This window comes from Duganella sp. Root336D2, from assembly GCF_001425005.1.
In the GTDB taxonomy this organism is placed as follows: domain Bacteria; phylum Pseudomonadota; class Gammaproteobacteria; order Burkholderiales; family Burkholderiaceae_D; genus Rugamonas.
Window position 1 is genome coordinate 209678 of sequence record NZ_LMDB01000003.1, and the last position, 19685, is coordinate 229362.

The 19685-nt window shown below is 64.6% G+C and carries 17 protein-coding genes; 8 read left to right on the top strand and 9 right to left on the bottom strand.

The window, feature by feature from the left end:
• Window positions 1–201 precede the first annotated feature (201 nt).
• From ASD07_RS05950 to ASD07_RS32285, 5 genes are all read left to right on the top strand, one after another.
• Window positions 202–1893, top strand: a complete 1692-nt coding sequence (locus ASD07_RS05950) for an ABC transporter permease subunit (RefSeq protein WP_055926693.1) — start codon at window positions 202–204, stop codon at window positions 1891–1893.
• The gene (locus tag ASD07_RS05955; RefSeq protein ID WP_055926695.1) at window positions 1890–3167 is read left to right on the top strand and encodes a nitrate/sulfonate/bicarbonate ABC transporter ATP-binding protein; all 1278 of its coding nucleotides are present in this window, start codon (window positions 1890–1892) and stop codon (window positions 3165–3167) included. The genes ASD07_RS05950 and ASD07_RS05955 overlap by 4 nt, the downstream gene beginning before the upstream one ends.
• A gap of 84 nt (window positions 3168–3251) precedes the next feature.
• Window positions 3252–3869, top strand: coding sequence for a hypothetical protein (locus ASD07_RS05960; protein WP_055926697.1), 618 nt, complete (start codon window positions 3252–3254; stop codon window positions 3867–3869).
• 47 nt (window positions 3870–3916) lie between these two features.
• Entirely contained in the window at window positions 3917–4684 is a 768-nt protein-coding gene (locus ASD07_RS05965; RefSeq protein WP_162246540.1) for an NF038132 family protein, read from the top strand.
• Between the two features lie 111 nt (window positions 4685–4795).
• The gene (locus tag ASD07_RS32285) at window positions 4796–5008 is read left to right on the top strand and encodes a DUF72 domain-containing protein (RefSeq protein ID WP_373922074.1); all 213 of its coding nucleotides are present in this window, start codon (window positions 4796–4798) and stop codon (window positions 5006–5008) included.
• Here ASD07_RS32285 and ASD07_RS05970 read toward each other — a convergent pair.
• The 5 genes from ASD07_RS05970 to ASD07_RS05990 form a co-directional block, all read right to left on the bottom strand.
• Window positions 4950–6191, bottom strand: a complete 1242-nt coding sequence (locus ASD07_RS05970; RefSeq protein WP_055926703.1) for a voltage-gated chloride channel family protein — start codon at window positions 6189–6191, stop codon at window positions 4950–4952. The two genes, ASD07_RS32285 and ASD07_RS05970, sit on opposite strands and share 59 nt — an antisense overlap.
• Window positions 6163–7551, bottom strand: a complete 1389-nt coding sequence (locus ASD07_RS05975; RefSeq protein ID WP_055926705.1) for a multicopper oxidase family protein — start codon at window positions 7549–7551, stop codon at window positions 6163–6165. The genes ASD07_RS05970 and ASD07_RS05975 overlap by 29 nt, the downstream gene beginning before the upstream one ends.
• Window positions 7548–8903 carry a TolC family protein gene (locus ASD07_RS05980; RefSeq protein WP_055926707.1) on the bottom strand — a complete coding sequence of 452 codons (1356 nt, stop codon included), beginning with the start codon at window positions 8901–8903 and terminating at the stop codon, window positions 7548–7550. Before ASD07_RS05980 ends, ASD07_RS05975 begins: the two co-directional genes overlap by 4 nt.
• A 72-nt stretch (window positions 8904–8975) precedes the next feature.
• Window positions 8976–9359: a hypothetical protein gene (locus tag ASD07_RS05985; protein ID WP_055926709.1), complete on the bottom strand. Its 384-nt coding sequence runs from the start codon at window positions 9357–9359 to the stop codon at window positions 8976–8978.
• Between the two features lie 25 nt (window positions 9360–9384).
• On the bottom strand, window positions 9385–11310 hold the full coding sequence (locus ASD07_RS05990) for a TonB-dependent siderophore receptor (RefSeq protein ID WP_055926711.1): 1926 nt from the start codon (window positions 11308–11310) through the stop codon (window positions 9385–9387).
• 155 nt (window positions 11311–11465) lie between these two features.
• On the opposite strand from ASD07_RS05990, the gene ASD07_RS05995 reads away from it, so the two are divergent.
• Window positions 11466–12323: an MBL fold metallo-hydrolase gene (locus ASD07_RS05995; RefSeq protein ID WP_055926714.1), complete on the top strand. Its 858-nt coding sequence runs from the start codon at window positions 11466–11468 to the stop codon at window positions 12321–12323.
• Here ASD07_RS05995 and ASD07_RS06000 read toward each other — a convergent pair whose 3' ends face one another.
• Window positions 12324–13760 carry a M28 family peptidase gene (locus tag ASD07_RS06000; RefSeq protein ID WP_055926716.1) on the bottom strand — a complete coding sequence of 479 codons (1437 nt, stop codon included), beginning with the start codon at window positions 13758–13760 and terminating at the stop codon, window positions 12324–12326.
• 195 nt (window positions 13761–13955) lie between these two features.
• Here ASD07_RS06000 and ASD07_RS06005 point away from each other — a divergent pair, with 195 nt between their 5' ends.
• Both ASD07_RS06005 and ASD07_RS06010 read left to right on the top strand, forming a co-directional pair.
• Complete coding sequence (locus tag ASD07_RS06005) at window positions 13956–14381, top strand: glycine zipper 2TM domain-containing protein (RefSeq protein ID WP_055926719.1); 426 nt, start codon at window positions 13956–13958, stop codon at window positions 14379–14381.
• A gap of 188 nt (window positions 14382–14569) precedes the next feature.
• The gene (locus ASD07_RS06010) at window positions 14570–16051 is read left to right on the top strand and encodes an FHA domain-containing protein (protein ID WP_229207068.1); all 1482 of its coding nucleotides are present in this window, start codon (window positions 14570–14572) and stop codon (window positions 16049–16051) included.
• Here the strand turns inward: ASD07_RS06010 and ASD07_RS06015 are convergent.
• Genes ASD07_RS06015 through ASD07_RS06025 form a run of 3 tightly spaced genes read right to left on the bottom strand, consistent with a single transcriptional unit; the run spans window position 16048 to window position 19681 of the window.
• The gene (locus tag ASD07_RS06015; RefSeq protein ID WP_055926722.1) at window positions 16048–16932 is read right to left on the bottom strand and encodes a pirin family protein; all 885 of its coding nucleotides are present in this window, start codon (window positions 16930–16932) and stop codon (window positions 16048–16050) included. The two genes, ASD07_RS06010 and ASD07_RS06015, sit on opposite strands and share 4 nt — an antisense overlap.
• 4 nt (window positions 16933–16936) lie before the next feature.
• The gene (locus ASD07_RS06020) at window positions 16937–17335 is read right to left on the bottom strand and encodes an OsmC family protein (RefSeq protein WP_055926724.1); all 399 of its coding nucleotides are present in this window, start codon (window positions 17333–17335) and stop codon (window positions 16937–16939) included.
• 33 nt (window positions 17336–17368) lie between these two features.
• Entirely contained in the window at window positions 17369–19681 is a 2313-nt protein-coding gene (locus ASD07_RS06025) for a bifunctional serine/threonine-protein kinase/formylglycine-generating enzyme family protein (RefSeq protein ID WP_055926726.1), read from the bottom strand.
• Window positions 19682–19685 lie beyond the last annotated feature (4 nt).

A 19685-nucleotide genomic window follows, 5' to 3' on the forward strand; every position in this document is an offset into this window, starting at 1 on the left:
CCGCCTAAACTCCGCCCCGTTATCATATTTTGGAGCCCCCTTTCATGGGCACTTGTTCGAGTCATAGTTGTCACCGAATTCACTTCGGCTTCGCATAACGGCACGATCACGTCCAGGGCTCCTGTCCTACCGTCATCCGCCATGAGCGGATGATGATTCAAGCGCGCACGATCGCGGGCCCGCATCCTTGCGGAGAGCCTGATGTTCGCATCTATCACAACGCGTCCCAATCGCTGGGACTGGGCATTGCTGCCGCTCGTGCTGGCGGTGCTGATCGCTGTCGCCTATGGCGCCATGCAGATGGCACGCCCCTTCGTGCTTGGCCAGCCCATGCCGGTCAGCCTCGATCCGGGCGCACTGCCCTATTACCTGTTGCGCACCATTTTGCGCATGTTCGCGGCGCTGGCCGTTTCGCTGCTGTTCGCCTTCGTGTTTGCGGCAGTGGCGGCCAAGTACCGGCTGGCTGAAAAAGTGCTGGTGCCGCTGCTGGACGTACTGCAGTCGGTGCCGGTGCTGGGGTTCCAGGCGATCGCGATTGCGCCGTTCATCGCCCTGTTCCCCGGTAGCCAGATGGGCGTCGAATGCGCGGCGATCTTTGCAATCTTCACCTCGCAAGCCTGGAATATGGCTTTCAGCCTGTACCAGTCGATGCGCGCCGTGCCGGCCGAACTGCATGAGGCGAGCCGCATGTTCCGCCTCTCGGCCTGGCAGCGCTTCTGGCGCCTGGAACTGCCGTTCGCCATGCCGGGCCTGCTGTGGAACATGATGATGTCGATGTCCGGCGGCTGGTTCTTTCTGGTCGCGGCGGAAGCGATTTCCGTCGCCGGGCAGGACGTCAAGCTGCCAGGCATCGGCGCCTACATCGCGGTCGCGATCGAGGCCGAAAACGGCCGCGCCATCGCCTGGGCCATCGCTGCCATGTTCGTTGGCATCGTCATGTACGATCAGCTCTTCTTCCGCCCTTTGCTGGTGTGGGCGGACAAATTCCGCTTCGAGGAACTGGACGGGGAAGTCGGCCGCCGCTCCTGGTTGCTCGACTGGGTGCGCCGCAGCCGTATCGCCAGCCGTCTGACCGGCAAGGCCTGGAAGCTGATGCGCTCCACCCTGGGCTGGTTCCCCGCCCGTCCGCTCGGCGCCGGCGGTCCAGGCAAGGCCGCGCGCCGCTGGCGCCTGCCGGGACGGGCTGCCGATACCCTGCTGCTGGTGCTTGCGGCTTGGGCCAGCTACCGCGTGGCCGCCTTCATCCATACTGAAGTTGGCTGGCGCGAAGCTGCCGGCGTGTTTGGCCTCGGCCTGGCGACGCTGGCGCGGGTCGCTGTGCTCATCACGCTGGCATCCCTGTTCTGGGTGCCGGTCGCCGTGTGGATCGGCCTGCGCCCCCGCTATGCGCAGAAGATCCAGGCGGCGGCGCAGTTCCTGGCCGCGTTTCCGGTCAACCTGTTGTTCCCGGTAGTGGTGTACTCGGTGCTGCACCTGGGCCTCAATCCTGACATCTGGCTCAGCCCCCTGATGGTATTCGGCACCCAGTGGTACATCCTGTTCAACGTCGTCGCCGGTGCGTCCACCCTGTCCACCGATTTGCGGCTGGCGGCGGCAAACCTGGGCCTGAAAGGCTGGCTGAAATGGCGCCGCGTCTACCTGCCGGCAGTTTTTCCGAGCTATGTGACGGGTGCCGTCACCGCTTGCGGCGGATCATGGAACGCCAGCATCGTGGCCGAATACGTCACCTGGGGTAAAACCACGCTGGTGGCGCATGGACTGGGAAGCTATGTGAAGCAGATGACCGATGCCGGCGACTTCCCCCGCATCGCCCTCGGCATCGGTGTGATGTGTGTATTTGTAATGGTAATCAACCGCTTCGTTTGGAGCCGTTTGTATCGGGAGCAGGCATGAAAAAAGAAATCCTGGTCGACCTGCAAGGCGTCGGCAAATCCTTCCGCACTGGCGATGGCGCCAGCCGCACCGTGCTCGATGGCGTCGACTTCGCGCTGGCGTCGGGCGAGATCGTGGCGCTGCTCGGCAAGTCGGGTTCGGGTAAATCGACCCTGCTGCGCATTATCGCGGGCCTGGTGCAGGCCGACGCCGGCACCGCCCGGTACCGTGGCGCGCCGCTGGCGGAACCAGTGCCGGGCATCGCCATGGTGTTCCAGTCCTTCGCCCTGTTCCCCTGGCTGACCGTGCAGCAGAACGTTGAATTGGGCCTGGAGGCGCAAGGCGTCGCTGCCGCCGAACGCGCCGCGCGCAGTGAAGCCATGCTCGACCTGATGGGCCTTTCGGGCTTTGAAGGCGCCCTGCCGCGCGAACTTTCGGGCGGCATGCGCCAGCGCGTGGGCATCGCGCGCGCCCTGCTCACCAATCCGGACGTGCTGCTGATGGACGAGGCCTTTTCCGCGCTCGACGTGCTGACCGGCGAAACCCTGCGCGACGACATCCTCGAGCTGTGGGATCACGGACGCATTCCGACGCGCGGCATCCTGGTCGTTTCGCACAATATCGAAGAAGCGGTGATGATGTCGGACCGGATCGTCATTCTCTCCAGCGATCCCGGCCGCATCCGCACCGAAATCCGCATCGACCTGCCGCGCCCGCGCAATCCCGACAGCCCGGCCGTGCGCCAGCTGGTGGACGAAGTGTATGGCCTGATGACCATGCGCGCGCCGGCTGCCGTGCCGGCACGTGAGGCTGGCCTGGACTACCGCCTGCCGGACGCCGACATCGAACGCGTTGAGGCGGTCCTTTCGCTGCTGGCATCGGATGGTTTCAACGGCCGCGCCGACCTGCCGCGCCTGTCCGACGAAAGTGAACTGCCGGACGAAGCCCTGTTCCCGGCCTGCGAAGCATTGTCCCAGCTTGGCCTGGCCACGGTGGAAGGCGGCGACATCACCATGACGGCGCTCGGCCGCCGCTATGAAGCAGCCGACCACGCTGGCCGCCAAGCCATCTTCGGCCGCCAGTTGCTGGCCCACGTCACGCTGCCGCAGCACATCTACAGCATGCTGCGCGCATCCGCGGACGGTGCGCTGCCGGAAGAACACGTGCTGGCGCCCTTGCTGGAAGCCATCGAACCGGAAGAAGCACGCCGTATCATGCGCACCGCCGTAGAGTGGGGGCGCTATGGAGAGATTTATGAATTCGATTTCCACACGCGCCGCCTGCGCCTGGCCTGACAAGCGCAGCGCTGTGCCCAGGCATACCGCGCCAGCTGGCCCTTGGCATGACTTGGGCGCTTCCGGGGTTGCTATACTAGCGGCATGAAAACCCTGCTTTCCATCGCAGCACTGGCTGCGCTGCTCACTGGCTGTGCCGGCATTGGCGCGCAAACTTTCTATGCCAATCCTGCGGCGGCCAGCACGTTCGGGATGTGCAAGACCCTTGCCACGGGTTCGCCCGACATGGACTTTTCCAACGCCTTACGCATGGAACTGGGCCGTCGTGGCGTGGCGGAAGCATCCTGCCCTGACGTCATCAAAGAGCGCGAGACCTGGGTCACCGTTGGGGTAGCGGCCGGCGTGGTCGCACTGGCAGTCGCGGCCAGCAAACATAACGATGTCAGCATCGGGGTCGGCGGCACTGTCGGGCTGTACGGCGACGACTGGTACTCCTCCGAACCGGCCTACGCGCCGAACACCGACCGTGAATGGGCCTGGGACCGCTACACCGGCGAAAACGGCAGCCAGATCTGGGTCTGCCGCGGCGTCCAGACCGGCGCCCTGACTGATCCATCGCGCTGCCAGGGAAGGCCATTGGCTGACACCGTCTGGCCGGGCCCGGCAGACTGTTCAGATAGTTCCTTCGCGAAACTAGCTATTGTCCCCGCCCGCACGATAGAGGAAGTCTTTCGGCACATACGCTCCGCGCGTGGAGAATGATGGCGTTCTCTTCGAGGGGCTGCGAAATGAAGACAAGAAACTTTCTGATGCTCGCCACCTGCGCAGCATTTTCAACGCTTGCCGCGCCTGCCTTTGCCGGCACTTTCGACGATGGCATGCCGGCACCGTGGCGCTGCACCGGCAAATGCGGCACCCTGGGTGCCAACGGGGTCGTCCGCCTTGCGCCGGGCGGCGGCAGCGCCTACGGCTGGATCTCCAGCTACAACTCCGGCAGCCAGGTCGCGCTGCCCGGCGTTGGTGGCGTGGGCGAAGCAGCGAATGGTTCAATCCTGCGTTCAGTGTCGTTCATGGCCGACACCAACGCAGCACTCGATTTTCGTTTCAATTACGTGACGACCGACGGCGCAGGTTACGCCGATTATGCGTGGGCGCGCCTGCTCGATGCCGACGATAAGCAGGTGGCGCTATTGTTCACCGCCCGCACCAACGAAAATGGCAACGCGATCCCCGGTTTCGACATGCCGCCGCCAGCCGCGACCCTGACACCCTTCCCCGTCGCCGTGGCGCCAGGCCAGACCATGTGGGCGCCGCTCGGCCCCGATTCCGACGAATGCTATGACGCCGGTTGCGGTGCCACTGGCTGGGTGCGGGCACAATACGCCATCGCCAATGCCGGCAAATACCGGCTTGAGTTCGGCGTGACCAATTGGGACGACCAGGACTTCGATTCAGGACTGGCTATCGATGCCTTTACCGTCGGCGGCGCGCCATTGCCCATCCCCGAACCTGGACAATACGCGATGCTGCTGGCGGGCCTGGCCATGTTCAGCGTGCTGAAACGCCTGGCGCGGTGATCCGCATCGGCATCTCGGGCTGGCGATATACTCCGTGGCGCGGCGTGTTTTACCCGCCCGAGCTGCGTATTCGCCCACAAAGGCAACCGCTACATCACGCACATCCGGCACCTGCGTGCCCCCGAACAACCGCTAGCAAACGTTTTCGCCAGCGGCGTCCTCCTGCTGCGCAAAAAACTGGGCCCCTTCCTCTGGCAGTTTCCACCCAATTTCAAATTCGATGAAGACTTGTTCGAGCACTTTCTAAGCGTGCCTGGCGCAGCGCCTACTCGGCTAGGGGGCGCCGCTGGGCGCGATAGATCCCGGATTGGCCCGAGAACATGAAGGCAACCGCACAGGCCAGCGCGGCATAAGGGCCGATTGCCGGCCCGAACAATTCCATCGCCATCACCGTGCAGGCCAGCGGCGTGTTGGCCGCGCCGGCAAACACCGCGACGAAACCAATTGCCGCCAGCAGCGGGAATGGCAGGTGCAGGAGCGGCGCGAGCACATTACCCAGCGTCGCGCCGATGTTGAACAGCGGCGTCACTTCGCCGCCCTTGAAGCCGGAGCCCAGCGAGCCGACGGTAAAAACGAATTTGCCGAGCCAGTCCCACCAGTCCAGCGGCACGCGAAAAGCCTCCACCATCGGCCCGATGCCGAGGCCAAGGTAGCGGTGGAAGTCGATGCCGGCGAAGCTGCCGGCACCGACTGCCAGCGCAATGATCGCGCCGCCAACCAGGGGCCGCAACGGCGCATAGCCAAAGCGCGCCTTGAACCAGGCCGACAAGCCATGCGTGGCTGCGGCAAAAGCACGCCCCACCAGGCCGAACACCACGCCCGCCACAATGATGCCGGCCAGCGCCAGCAGCAGCGGGCCATCCGGCGCGCCCAGTGCGCCAGCCGGGTAATGCGTATGTCCAACGCCCCAGGCGCGCGTGACCTGGTCGGCCAACAGCGCCGCCAGCATGCAGGGATAGATCGCGGTAAAGCGCATGCGCCCCACCACCAGCACCTCCAGGCCGAAGATCGCGCCGGCCAGGGGCGTGCCGAAGACGGAAGCAAAACCGGCGCTGATACCTGCCATCAGGACGGTACGCCGGTCTTCGCGCGGCAGCCGGAATACGTGGGTGAGCTGGTCGGCCAGCGCCCCGCCCATCTGCACCGCGGTGCCCTCGCGGCCGACCGACGCACCGAACAGGTGCGACACCACCGTGCTGCACAGGATCAGTGGCGCAAGGCGCAGCGGCACGACGTTCTTGGGATCGTGGATCTCGTCAATCAGCAGGTTATTGCCCGCTTCAACGCGGCTGCCGACCTGCAGGTAAATCCAGCCCACCGCAAAGCCGGCCAGCGGCAGCAGCCATACCACCCATCGATAAGCCTCGCGCCAGGCGGTGGCGACATCCAGCGCCACCAGGAAGAAAGCGGAAGCGCTGCCCGCCAGCACAGCGACGATGCCGGCCAGCAGGCTCCACTTCCCCAGGTAGCGCAATTGCTTAATGATGGTCGTGCCCCTTCTTGTCACGCGTCACTTCCACCGGCTTGACGCCGGCCGGCGGCACCGCACCAGGCGCAGAAACAGGCGGCGGCACTTCGCCGGTCCATTCGTAAGCCGTGCTTCCCTTTGGCGCCTTGTACCAGCCCGGATCGGTGTAGTCGCCTTTTTTCTGGTCGGGACGCACTTTCATCAGCGTGAACATGCCGCCCATCTCGATATCGCCATATGGGCCGGTACCGGTCATCATCGGCAGCGTATTCTCGGGGATTTCCATTTCCATGCCCCCCATCGACCCGCCCTTGTCGCCCATCACCATATAGCCCGGCACCAGCTTGTTGATCTTCTCGGCCACGCCCTTGTGGTCCACGCCGATCAGGTTCGGCACGTTGTGGCCCATGGCATTCATGGTGTGGTGCGACTTGTGGCAGTGGAAGGCCCAGTCGCCCGGATTGTCGGCAATGAACTCGATGGCGCGCATCTGGCCCACCGCGACATCGGTGGTCACCTCCGGCCAGCGCGCAGTTGGCGGCACCCAGCCGCCGTCGGTACCGGTCACTTCAAACCGGTGGCCGTGAATGTGGATCGGGTGGTTGGTCATGGTCAGGTTGCCGGCGCGGATGCGCACACGGTCGCCCTGGCGCACGACCAGCGGGTCGATGGCGGGGAAGACGCGGCTATTGAACGTCCAGATATTAAAGTCCGTCATCGTATTGACCTTGGGGACCATGCTCCCCGGTTCGATATCGTAGGCGCTGAGCAGGAACACGAAATCACGGTCCACCGCATGCTGGCGCGGGTCTTTCGGGTGAGTGACCCAGAAGCCCATCATGCCCATCGCCATCTGCACCATTTCGTCAGCATGGGGATGGTACATGAAAGTACCGGCATGTCTGGCGACAAATTCGTAGACGAAGGTCTTGCCCGGCTGGATAGCCGGCTGGCTCACGCCCGACACCCCGTCCATCCCGCTTGGCAGGATCTGGCCGTGCCAGTGCACACTGGTGTGCTCCGGCAGCTTGTTGGTGACGAAGATGCGCACGCGGTCGCCCTCCACCACTTCGATGGTCGGTCCCGGACTCTGGCCGTTGTAGCCCCACATCCTGGCGTACATGCCTGGCGCAATTTCGCGCACCACCGGTTCCGCGACCAGGTGGAACTCCTTGACGCCATCTTTCATGCGCCACGGCAGGCTCCAGCCGTTCAAGGTCACGACCGGGTTGTACGGACGGCCATTGGGCGGCATCAGCGGCGGTGCGGTCGAAGCGCTCGATTGCACCGCCGCTTCCGGCAGGCCGGCGGCGCCGGCACGGCTCACCAGGCCTGCTCCGATCAGGGCCGCGGCGCCATTGGCGAGGAAAGACCGGCGTTTGTTGACGGGGCTATTCATTGCTGTACTCCCTTACCGCCAATCGCGGCATCCAGATTGGCATCGGCGATCCAATACTCCTTGAGCGCGGTGATGTAATTGTTGACGGCGGCAGTCTGTTCGCGCGCATCGGCCAGCAGTTCGAATACCGACAGCAACATGCCGTTGTAGCGCAGCAGGGTCTCTTCGGAGATCTTCTGGCGCAGCGGAATCACCACATCGCGGTAATGCCTGGCCAGCTCGTAAGAGGCCTGGTAGTCCTGCTGGCTTTCGCGTGCTTCGCTGCGGGCATTGACCGCTGCGGCGGCCAGCAGGTTGAGCGACTGCATATAGGTTGCTTCCGCGTGCGCCACGCGAGCGCCGCCCCAGTCGAACAACGGCACTTCCACGGAAATTTCGTAACCGTGCGAACGGCGCTCGCCATCGCGCTCGCTGATCCCGCTCAATTCCAGCACGTTGATGAAGCGTGTGGCCTTGGCCAGGCCCAGGGATCTTGCAGTGTGCTCCGACGACAGGCGGGCTGCCTGCACGTCCAGGCGGTCGCGCATGGCGACTGCTTCGGCACCATCCACCTCGCGCGGCTTGGCCGGCAGGTCGGGCAAGCGCTCAGGCAGGCGGTAAGCCGTAGCCTCCCCGCCGGACAGGCCGAGGATGCGGGTCAGCTTCTCGCGGCTGGCGGTTGCGGCCTTGCGGGCGCGCGCCACGTCGGCCATCGCATCGGCGTGGAAAGCTTCCTCCTTGGCCGCATCGTACTTGCTCCAGTTGCCGGCAGCTTGCATGCGCCGCGCCAGCTCACCGCTGGCATCGGCCGCGTCGCTGATTTGCTGGGCGTATTCAACGCCCTGCTGCGCCGCCACGGCCTCGATCCAGGCCAGGCGGGCCTGGTGGGCCATGGAGACCGCGTGACCGGCCAGTTCCAGCTTGACTTGCTCGAAACGCCGGGTTTCGATGCGGCTGGCCAGCGGCAGTGTGAGCAGCTGGATAAAATTCATGCCCAGGGTACGCTCGATGCCAACCTCGCCGCCGCCATGCGTGCGCTTGAAACTGAAACCGGGATTGGCCAGGCGGCCTGCCTGCACCAGTTCCGCTTCGGCGATGCCGAGGTCCCAGTATCGAGCCTGCAGGCCGCGGTTGTTCAGGAGTGCGGCCTGGACGGCCGCATCGGCGCTAAGCGGCTCGGCAAGGAGCTTCTTTAACTGTTCGTCCAGCGCGCGCCGGTCCTGCTCATTGCGCAGCAGGCGCGTCTCGGCGCCGCTGCGGCTCCTGGTGGCTTGCGCCACTGCGCCGAAGCCGCCATCGTTCGAAAACGTGGCGCAACCGGACAGCAGCGCAGCCGCGGCGGCCATTGCCGCCAGCTTGAATGCTTGGTTCATGGTGATCTTTCCAATGCTTGGTCGTCCTGCGCGGGGACGCAGGATAGCGCCAGCGGCCACGGCTGGCATGGATCAGGCAGGGATCGCCCGGGGCGGGCGTTTGGGAAGGGCAAGGTCAACCGGCAGCGGCGGCACGGGATCGGGCAGGTGCAGGCGCTCGGCCAGCGGGGAATGTGATGCCGGTTGCGGCAAGGTATAGGCCAATGCGGCGCCAACGCAGCAATCGCCCATGGCGCTGCCGTGCGCGCTACCGGCGCAATGGTCGCCGCTGTCGCCGGCTTGCTGGGCGGACGCCAGCATCGCCGCATGATCGTGTGACCCGTCCTGCATCGCCCGGGCAGCCGGCTTGTCAGCATTGGCCTGAGCGCACAGCAGCATGCTGGCCGAGGCAAAGCCCTGGAAGGGCAAAGCCACCAGCATCAGCCAAAGCGCAATGAAACGGATCACGGATTTCATGGGCAGCGATATTACCATGACCGCCTTAGAAGCGGCTTATGACCCTGGCATAGGCGCCCCGCCCGAGCGACAGCCTGGTAGCGCCGCTGAACTCCTCGTGGTCCCGGTCCAATGCGTTGCTGGCACCCAGCGCCAGTTCCAGGCCCGCCCTGACCTGCCAGTTGAAGTTGACATCCAGTGCCGTATAGCCGGGCAGCGCGGTAAAACGCAGCGGCCCGACGTGGCGCAAGGTCAGGTCCAGGTCGCGCCCTTCCCCCAGGGTGAATGAGGAGCGAAGTTTCGCCACACGGCGCGGGTCCACATTGCCCCTCACCGAACGGTTGCCGAAATCAAGCTCGCCCGGTTTGAGCGAGAATTCCTCATGCATCAGGGTCAGGCCCGCGCTGAGGCGCCAGTCAGGCGTAGCCTGGACACTTCCCCAAGCCTCCAGCCCGCGCGTTTCGCCTTCCATGCCATTACCGATTTCATAAACCAGCGGCGCCACCGGCTTGATGGTGCGCAGCTTGTCGTACAGGGCGCGATAAGCGGTGAGCGAATAGCTGGCGCGGTTGCCGAACTGCTGGCGCAAACCTATCTCCAGCACCCGGGCCGTCTCGGACTGGAAATTCGGGCCGCCGCTCAGGGTGCCCAAGGGCCCGGCATTGAAATAAATTTCGCGGTCAACGCGCGATGGTGCGCGTACGGTGCGCGACAGGGCCGCCCACCAGGAAGTCTCGGGAGTTGCCTTCCATGCCAGGCGCAAGTTGGGGAGGAATTCCATCCCGGTGTACTGGTTGCGTTCGATACGCAACCCGCCTGTCAGGTTCAACTGCTCGCTGAAGGCGACGGTATCCTGCCCAAACAGGCTGGCCCAATGCATGCTGGCGCGCTCGGGATGGAATGCGGTACCGCTGGTGACCGAAACCCGGTCAAGCGCAAAGCGATATTCAGCGCCCAGCGCCAGCATGTGCCGGCCAAGCGGCGCGAAGTTGTAGAGTGCCTGCAAGTCGGCGACGTCCAGGTTCTCCTTATAGACGCCCACCTGGTTGCGCTCCGTCCGATCGTAGTAAGCCAGCAGGGACAGGCTGGCGCCCCCGTCAAGCTGGCGGGTCCAATGCCCCATCAGGTTGGCGCCGCGCATGGATGCGGCGGGCAAAGGAAGGGCCGACGCCGTCACGAGCTGCCCGGCGCCGATGCGGTACACATCGCCCTGCATCGTAAGCGCATCGCTGCCGCGCAGCCAATCGGCACGGAACCCCGCCTGGGCATTGTGCCAGGCATCGCCCAGCGCCTTGCCGGCCAGGGTTTCACCGTGCGGCATGGCGTAATCCATGCCGTACGCACGCCAGGCACCGTCCTCCATCGCCGCGCCATAGCGGAAAGCCGCGCCGGACTGTTCCTGTCCCCAGCGCAGTTCGGCCATGCCGCCAAGGGTGGATGCCGCCGGCTTGGTGATCACGTTGATCACGCCGTTCACGGCGTTGGTGCCCCACAGCGTGCCGCCCGGACCGCTGACTACTTCGATGCGTTCGATGGCATCCATCGCGACCTGCTGCACGTCCCACGATACGCCGGACAGCAGCGGGGTATACACCGAGCGGCCATCGATCATCACCAATTGCTTGTTGGCGCTGTTGCCGGCAAAGCCGCGCGCGGTGATGATGTAATTGCCGGCAGGAGTCTGCGAGACGTGCAGGTTGGGCGCCATGCGCAACGCTTCGGCCAGGCTGCGCGCGCCGCTGCGCCGGATGTCGTCGGCGCTGATCACGAAGATCGACGCCGGGGCGTCGCCCAGCCTCTCTTCGCGTTTTGAAACGGACACCACACGCACATCGCTCAATTCTTCGAGCGACAGGTTGGCAAAGTTTTCCGGCGTGGCTGCGCCGCCGGCGGCAGCGACGGCCGATAGCGACTGGCTGCAGATACAGCCAGCGGCCAGTCCCCACTTCAGTGAATAGCCTGCTTTGGGCATGGCGGCCTCTCTTTCAGGAAGCACTGTCGAAAATCTTAGCACGGCGGCAGTTTTTCCCGCCACACATATGGCTTTCATCGTAAAACGAATAAGCCTCGCCCGCCATATCAGGATTCTTTATAATAGCTGGGCTTGAATCATCCTACTATCCTGATATGAAGCCAGAGATCCAAGGGTTCTTCGACCCCGTTACATCCACCGTCAGCTACGTGATTTATGAGGCTGACGGCAGCGAATGCGCCATCGTCGATTCAGTACTTGATTACGATCCGAAGGCCGGCCGCACCGCAACGACTGCCGCCGACAAGATCATCGCTTTCGTGCGCGAGCATCGCCTGCACGTCAGCTGGCTGCTGGAAACCCACGCCCACGCCGACCACTTGTCTGCCGCGCCTTACCTGCAAGGCAAGCTGGGTGGCCGCATCGGTATCGGCGCCGGCATCTGCAAGGTGCAGCATGCTTTCTCGGCGATCTTCAACCGCAAAGGCGAGAAGGAAGACGGCTCTCAGTTCGGCCACCTGTTCGGGGCCGACGAAGAATTCATGATCGGCAAGCTGAAGGCGCGCGCACTGCACGTACCGGGCCATACGCCGGCGGATATGGCTTACCAGATTGGCGATGCGGTTTTTGTCGGCGATACGATGTTCATGCCGGACGTGGGCAGCGCGCGCTGCGACTTCCCCGGGGGCTGCGCAGGCGACTTGTACAAGTCGGTGCACCGCCTGCTGTCGCTGCCGCCGGAGACGCGCCTGTTCATGTGCCACGACTATCCGCCGGCCGGCCGCGAGCCGCGCTGGGAAGTCACGGTAGCCGAGCAGCGCGCCGCGAATATCCATATCCGCGACGGCGTCAGCGAAGAAGAATTCGTGGCCATGCGCACCAGGCGCGATGCCACGCTGCAGATGCCGGTACTGATCCTGCCTGCCATCCAGGTCAATCTCAGTGCCGGCCACCTGCCGGAGGCTGAGGATAACGGCGTGCGCTACCTCAAGATCCCCCTCAACGCCCTCTGATTATTTCAAGGGCTCCGGCGAACGTCCGATCGGATCGTCGGTGTTGGCCAGGTACCAGGCCAGCGCCGACATGACGGCCACGTGCTTCTTCATGTTCACCGGATCGACCTTGTCGAAGGTGTCTGCCGGCGTGTGGTGGTAGTTGAAGTAGGCGCTGGTGTCGACGTAAGGCATGAACGACGGAACACCGCCCGCTTCCAGCTGGTGCACGTCTGAACCCGATGCCGAATCGCGGCGGTTGAACACGCCGGCGCCGATCGGCAGCAGCGCATTGCTCACCGGAGCGAAATACTTCTCCGCTTCGCCCCGCACGCTGCCCATGATGCCGAAGGTACGGCCTACGCCGCCGTCGGTCTCAATCGCAGCGAACTGCTTTTCCAGCTTGTCCTTGTGCGCTTCGTAGTAGGTATTGCCGCCCTTCAGGCCGTTCTCTTCGTTGGCCCACGCCACCATGCGGATGGTGCGGCGCGGTTGCAGGCCCAGTTTCTTGATGGTCTCGATCACGCCCATCGAAGTGGTGACGCCGGTACCGTCGTCATGCGCGCCGGTGGCCAGGTCCCAGGAATCCAGGTGGCCGGATACGATGACGACTTCGTCGGATTTGTCGGTGCCAGGCAGGTCGGCGATCACGTTGAAGGTGTCCGCATCCGGCAAGGTTTGCGGAGTCAGGGTCAGCTTCATCCTGACCGGGCCGCGCTTCATCAGGCGGCCGATCAGCATCGCATCTTCCGCCGTCACGGCAGCGGCGGGAATGCGCTGGTCGTCTTTCAGGTTGGTAGCGCCGGTATGCGGCAGGCGGTAATCGGCGCCGCCGACCGAGCGCACCAGCGCGGCCACCGCGCCCAGTTCGGCCGCCATGCGCGGGCCGTTGCTGCGGTAGCGCGCAGCCTGGCCGTAGGCGTTGCCTGCCAGGCCGCGATCGGCCATGCCCTGGTCGAAGGCCACGTCAAACAGTACGATGGCGCCCTTCACTTCCGGCGCGCGGGCTTTCAATTCATCGAAATCGCGCACCACGACGATGGGCGCCGTCAGGCCCGTTGCCGGGGTAGCACCGGAGCCGCCGAGTGCCGTCAGCACCACGCGCTGGGTGATATTGGCCGGGCGGCCCTTGTAATCCACCAGCTCGCCCTTCTCTTCGCCGCGCACCCAGTGCGGCACCTTCACCGGCTGCAGGGTGACTTTAGCGCCCAGGGCGCGCATGGCGGCAGCCACCTGCTCCACCGCAGCCGCGCCACCGAGGGAGCCGGACAGGCGCGGGCCAACCAGATCGGTCAAGTCTTCCAGGCGCTGGTAGGAGTAGTCGCTCTGCATCGCAGCATCGCGGATCTTGCCCAAAGTGGCAGCATCATTCGGGCTGGCGGCACTGGCAATGCCGGAAAAGCCTGCGCCCAGCAGGCAGACAAACAGGGCGGAAAATGCGGGCTTGCGGAGGTTCATGCGTTTCCTGTGAGAAGGTTAAGTTTCGCTCGGAACTTGACACAATAGCGCATTTAATAAGATCCTGCTGGGAGGACAACTTAACGATACAAATCTCTCTCCCCTGTGGAGTTTGTAAGAATGTGTATATGCACTGGCGCAAGTTTTCGCGGCTCGCTAATCTACATACCAACAGAGATTGAAAGGGGACTTACCATGTTCAACAAACGTTTTGCCGGCCTGATGCTGATGGGCGCAGCCCTGACCGCTTCCTCCGCCGCTTTTGCCGCGGGTGACCGTGACTTCAACACCGCCGCAGGTGCCGTAATCGGCGCCGCGATCGGCAACCACAATGGTGGTACCGGCGGTGCAGTGGTTGGCGGCCTGGTGGGCGCTGCAGTTGGTAATTCCCTGTCCGGCGGCGGCCGCCACAACCGCGGCTACGTCGAGACCCGCGTCTACTCGCAGCCGGCCCCGGTCTACTACGAGCCAGCCCCGGTCTATTACAACCCGCCGCCACGCGTGTACTACGAACCAGCGCCACGCGTGTATTACGAGCCGGCACCGGTCTACGTCGAACCGCGTCCGGTGTACTACTACCGCGGCCATGGACATGGCCACGGCCACCACGGTCGTTGGTAATCAGACAAGAACCCGGCAATTGCCGGGTTTTTCATTTGTCAGTTTGCATGTCATTCCGACAGCAAAAACGTTGCGCTTTTGCTCCACAAGGAATACAGGGGTAAAAACACCCTTTATCGAAGGAAAGCCGTGTTGCCAAGCAACGGGGTATACGCGTAAAGTTGCGTTATCCCTCAAAACGTCTTTCCATGAACAAGTGCTGTCACCCAGACCATCCGCACTGCACCTACTGGGTCATGCCAGGGGAAAGCATGTGCGCCGGCGGCCATGCGCAACCGGCGGCAGAAGCGGAAGGCGGCAGCTTCGAGCTGCTGAACACCATGCGCAGCGCCCGCAGCGGCCCGCCGCCTGTTCCGGTGGCAGGCTACTCGGCGCCGGCACGGGTCTACCCGCAGCTGCACATCAGCGGTTTTGACCCGCGCGCCGCCGGCGGCCGGCAGTCGCTCAAGATGGAATTGCGCGGCATGCCACAGGATTGCGGCCCCACGTTGTCGATCCGCCTGCGTTCTGAACTGATCCCGCACGGTTCGCTGCAGCAGCAGTTCATCCGCTCGGTGCATGGCGACTGGCGGCCCGTGTTCGTGGAATTCTCCTCGCGCGGCAAGGAGCATGGCCAGTACCAGATCCACGCCGAGATCGTCAGCAAGGATGACAACGTCCAGCGCCAGTGGGAATGCACTTTTGTCATCCTGGTGCCGCGTGTCGACGCCAGCCTGAATGAAATCCATCGCACCTTCCTCAGCACCCACAAGAATGTGCGCGTGATGGCCGACGACGCCGCGATCGCCCGCGTTTCCGCCCAGGGCGGCAACACCATGGACATCGACGTCACCGCGCGCAATGCCGGCATCGCCCACCTCGACCTCGGCGCACCGGCGGGCAAGGTCGACGTCGGCTATTCGACCATCGCCTGGGACGAAGACCTGATCGAGATCGAGCAGCCGCGCAGCGGCCCATCGCATCCCCACCCTACCCTGGCCGCAAGCTTCATCAACGCCGCGCCGGAAAACGGCGCCTGCCGCCACATCCGCCTGTTTGCAATGGAAGAGGTCTCGTTCGGCCGCTTCGAGCTGGCCGATCCCGAAGCCGACGTGCTGCTGCACCACTTCAGCGCCGAAGGCCCGGACTGCGCCGGCCTGACGCGCCGCCTGTCCGGCCGCCACGCGCTGATCCGCCGCACCCGCAACGGCTTCGAAATCGAAGACGTGTCGCGCTACGGCCTGCTGCTGGACGGCGTCTGGCCGGGCAAGAACAAGCCGGTGCTGCTGCGCACCGGCATGAAGATTGAAATGAGCGCCAGCATCAAGGGCATCGTGCTGCTGGAAGTCGGCGCCGTGATGCCGCATGGCGTGATCCTGCATCGGATCGACGAGGGCGCGCGCGCCGAATGTTTCGTGCTGCTGGCTGCCGATACCCATCCCGGCTACCCGCTGCCGCGCCATAACGCGCTGCCCAAGGCATCCAGCCTGCCGCTGCTGATGCACCACCAGGGCGGCTTCTGGCATATCGACCAGCTCACCGGCAAGGAAACCGCGCTGGCGCCAACGCCGAAGCAGGAAAAACTGAGCCGCACCCCGGCCCATACCCGCTTCGCCAGCGATCCATACCCGGAGCACTGGATCGTGCGCAGCGGCGCCGCGCACTTGCCGCCAGCAGAAGCGACTACTTAAGTCGCGACGGATGGCCTTTTCGGCAGCGGAATGAATTCCGTCTCGCCGGGAACCCTGGCGAAGCGCTGCGCTTCCCAGTCGTCGGCGGCCTGGACCAGGCGCTCCTTGCTCGACGAAACAAAATTCCAGAACAGGAAGCGCTGGCCATCCAGCGGTTCGCCGCCGATGATGACGAATTGCGCATCCGTGCTCGCCGTGACGCGCTGCGAATTCGATGTATCAAGCAAGGCCATGCTGTGCTGCGGCACAGGCGCGCCGTCAATATCGACCGAGCCGCTGACCGGATAGATGGCCGCTTCCGGCGGCAGGCCGTTCAGGGCCAGTTGCTGGCCTGCCTTCAGGCTGACGTCCAGGTACAGCGTCTGGCTGAAGGTCTTCACCGGCGAAGTGTGGCCGAACGCCGAACCGATCAGCACCCGGACCTTGGCGCCGTCGACCGCCATCTCCGGAATTGCCGCCGCCGGGGTATGGGCGAACGAAGGCTCCTCCTCCTCATGCGCCTTCGGCAAGGCGGCCCACAGCTGCAGGCCGTGCGTGCGGTGCGGCACGCCAACCAGGTCTTTCGGGGTGCGCTCCGAATGCACGATGCCGCGGCCGGCCGTCATCCAGTTGATGGCGCCTGGCTCGATGCGCTGCAGCGTGCCCAGGCTATCGCGGTGCTCCATCGCTCCCTCGAACAGGTAGGTAACGGTAGCCAGGCCGATATGCGGGTGCGGCCGCACGTCATGGTCGGCATCGGCCGGCACGTCGACCGGGCCGAAATGATCGAAAAAGATGAATGGACCTACCGCCTGCTTGACAGCCGCCGGCAAATAGCGGCGCACGACGAAACCGCCGCCCAGGTCTTTTTCATGGCCTTTCAGGAGGTGCGCGATATTCATGGCTTTACCCCAGTTTGGTGGAGATTTCGGTGGTCACGGCCGTCATCAGCTTGTGCACCGGGCACTTCTGCGAGATGGCCAGCAGCTCTTCGCGCTGCTCTTCGCTCAGTTCGCCAGTCAGGTGCAGCGTTGCGGCGAGGCGGTACACGCCCTTGCGCTCTTCGCTCGCATCGCGTTCGGTGGTCACCTGTACGTCTTCGACAGGAATGCCCTTGCGGCGGGCATACCAGATCACGGTCAGGGCCTTGCAGGCGCTGATTGCGGCATCGTACAAGTCGTGCGGCGAAGGACCGGCGTCGTTGCCGCCTTCTTCGATCGTGCCATCGACCGAGACAATGTGGTTGCGCACATGCAGGATGCTGCGCATTGGGAGCGACTGGTCGCGGACTACTTTAACGGTCATGGTGGTTTCCTGCTTGTTGGTTTATCCCGCAATTTACACCAACTTGCGTGCTACGCGGAAGCCCACCACATCGTTCGCCAGCAGTGCGGAGTAGCCGTTGCGCAGCGCGGAACGAAGATAGCGCGGCTGGTACAGCCAGGCGCCGCCGCGCAGGATGCGGCGCGCCTGGTCGCCGCCCTGTTCCCATGCGCTGCCATCGATCGGGGCGCCAAGGTAATTGTCGTGCACCGTGTCCTGCGTCCACTCCCAAACATTGCCATGCATGTCGAACAGGCCCCATGGGTTGGGTTGGTAGCTGCCGACGCGCGTGGTGCCGCCGTGGCTGTTGCCTTTGGGACCGTCGTTGTAGGTGAAGTGGCCGTCGTAGTTGGCGTGCTCCGGCGTGATCTCGTCGCCGAAGCTGAAGGCCGTGTGGCTGCCGGCGCGGCAAGCGTATTCCCATTCCGTTTCGCTGGGCAAGCGGTATTCCTGGCCGGTTTTCTCGCTGAGCCACTGCAGGTAAAGCTGCGCATCGTACCAGCTTACGCACACCACAGGATGGCGGTCGTCCTGCGCGAAGCCGGGCTGCTGCCAGTCCACGTCCATCTTCGATTGCCAGCCTGTCGCCTTGACGAAGGCGCGCCACTCGCCCACGGTCACCGGGTAGCGCCCCAGCGCAAACGATTGCCCGATGCCGACCCAGTGCGCCGGCAACTCCTTGTCGAGCCAGGTTTTCTGGGCGCCCGCCTTGACGGCAATCTTGTGCTCATGATCGGATGAACCCATCTGGAAGCGCCCGGTCGGGATCAGCACCAGGTCCGGCCCCACCCCGCTGCCGTCGGCGAACCGGTCGCGCAGCACGCCTTCCGCATCGGCCACCGGGCTGCTGGCGGTAGGCAGCAGCGCCGCCAGTTCCGCCGCCTTGCGCGCGGCCTGCTCCTTGCGGTGGCGCTCCTGCTCGGCGCGATAGGCTGCTTCCGCCTTCAATTGCGCTATCTTGCGCTGGTATTCCTCCTCGGCCTCGCGCGCCTTCAATGCATCGGCATCGCGGCGCGCGATCAATTGCTGGCGCAGGCGCTCCTTGCGCTCTTTCGCTTCCTGCTCGGCCTGTGCCTTGCGCTGCTTTTCCTGTTCGCGGCGCAGTTGCTCCTGGCGGGCCTTTTCCTGCGCCGCGGCCAACGCTTCGGCCTTGCGCCGCGCGGCAAGTTCAACTTCTTTCTGGCGGCGCTCTTCTTCCTCTTCGGCGCGGGCGATCGCGTCGGCCCGCGACCGAAGGTCGCGCGCGGCACGCGCCTCGCGTTCCTGCAGATCCGCCGCTGCCCGCTCGGCCTTGCGCGCAGCTTCGCGCTGGACGGCTTCCTCGGCGTTCGGCGCGGCCGCCTCCCGTAACTCGTCGAGCAGTGCCGCCACCGTTTCCGGCCGCTCGCCGGCGCGATTGGCAAAGCCGCGTTTCAGCACGCCCCATTGCTGCGCGTTAAGCGCGCCGGGCCTGGCAGGTTCGAGCAGCGCGGTGTGCTGGTCGAAAGGCAACCGCCCTTCCAGCAACTGGTAGATCATGACCGCGACCGCGTAGACGTCCACCTGGGGGCGCGGCGCGCCCTGGCTGGTGCCCGCCTCCGGCGCGCGATAACCGGCGGTGCCCGCATTTGGCGTGGCCATGCCAAGGTCGGTGCCGGTGGAACGCGCGCGCGACGCGATGCCGAAGTCGAGCAGCTTGATTTCGCCAGCCTTGGTCAGGAACACATTGCCAGGTTTAAGGTCGCGGTGCACCAGGCGGTGCTTGTCCCAGGCATATTGCAGCGCATTGGCCACCGGCCGCAGCATCTGCTCGACCTGGGCCGGCGTCGCCTTGCCCTTTTCCGCCAGCCAGGCGTCGAGATCCTGCCCTTCCAGGCACTCCATGATGATGAAGTAGCTGGAAGTGGCCGGGTCCTGCGCCCATTCGTAGACGCGCACGATATTGTCATGCGCCAGGCGGCGTGCCTGGGTCGCTTCTTCGATCAGGAGCTTGGCGTGCGCCGGACTCTGGGTGAGCTGCGGCGGCAGGATCTTCAGCGCGACCACCGCGCTGTGGCCCAGCTCCGCGTGGGTAGCCAGGTCGGTGGCTTGCCACACCTGGCCCATGCCGCCCATGCCGATCAGGCGTTCCAGCCGGTAGCGCCGGTTATGCGGACCAATTTCCTGCCCCGCCATCAGGCCAAGCTCAGTCCCTTGGCGCACGATGGTGATGGGTGCCGCCGCCCCTCCCGGCGGCGCGTATTCGGCGTCCAGGATGGCATTCTTGCGGCGGTCGAACTCTTGCAGGCTTAACAGGCCATCTTCGTGCAGGGCACGCAGTTCGCGAATCTTGTCTCGGGCTGTCTGCATCTCT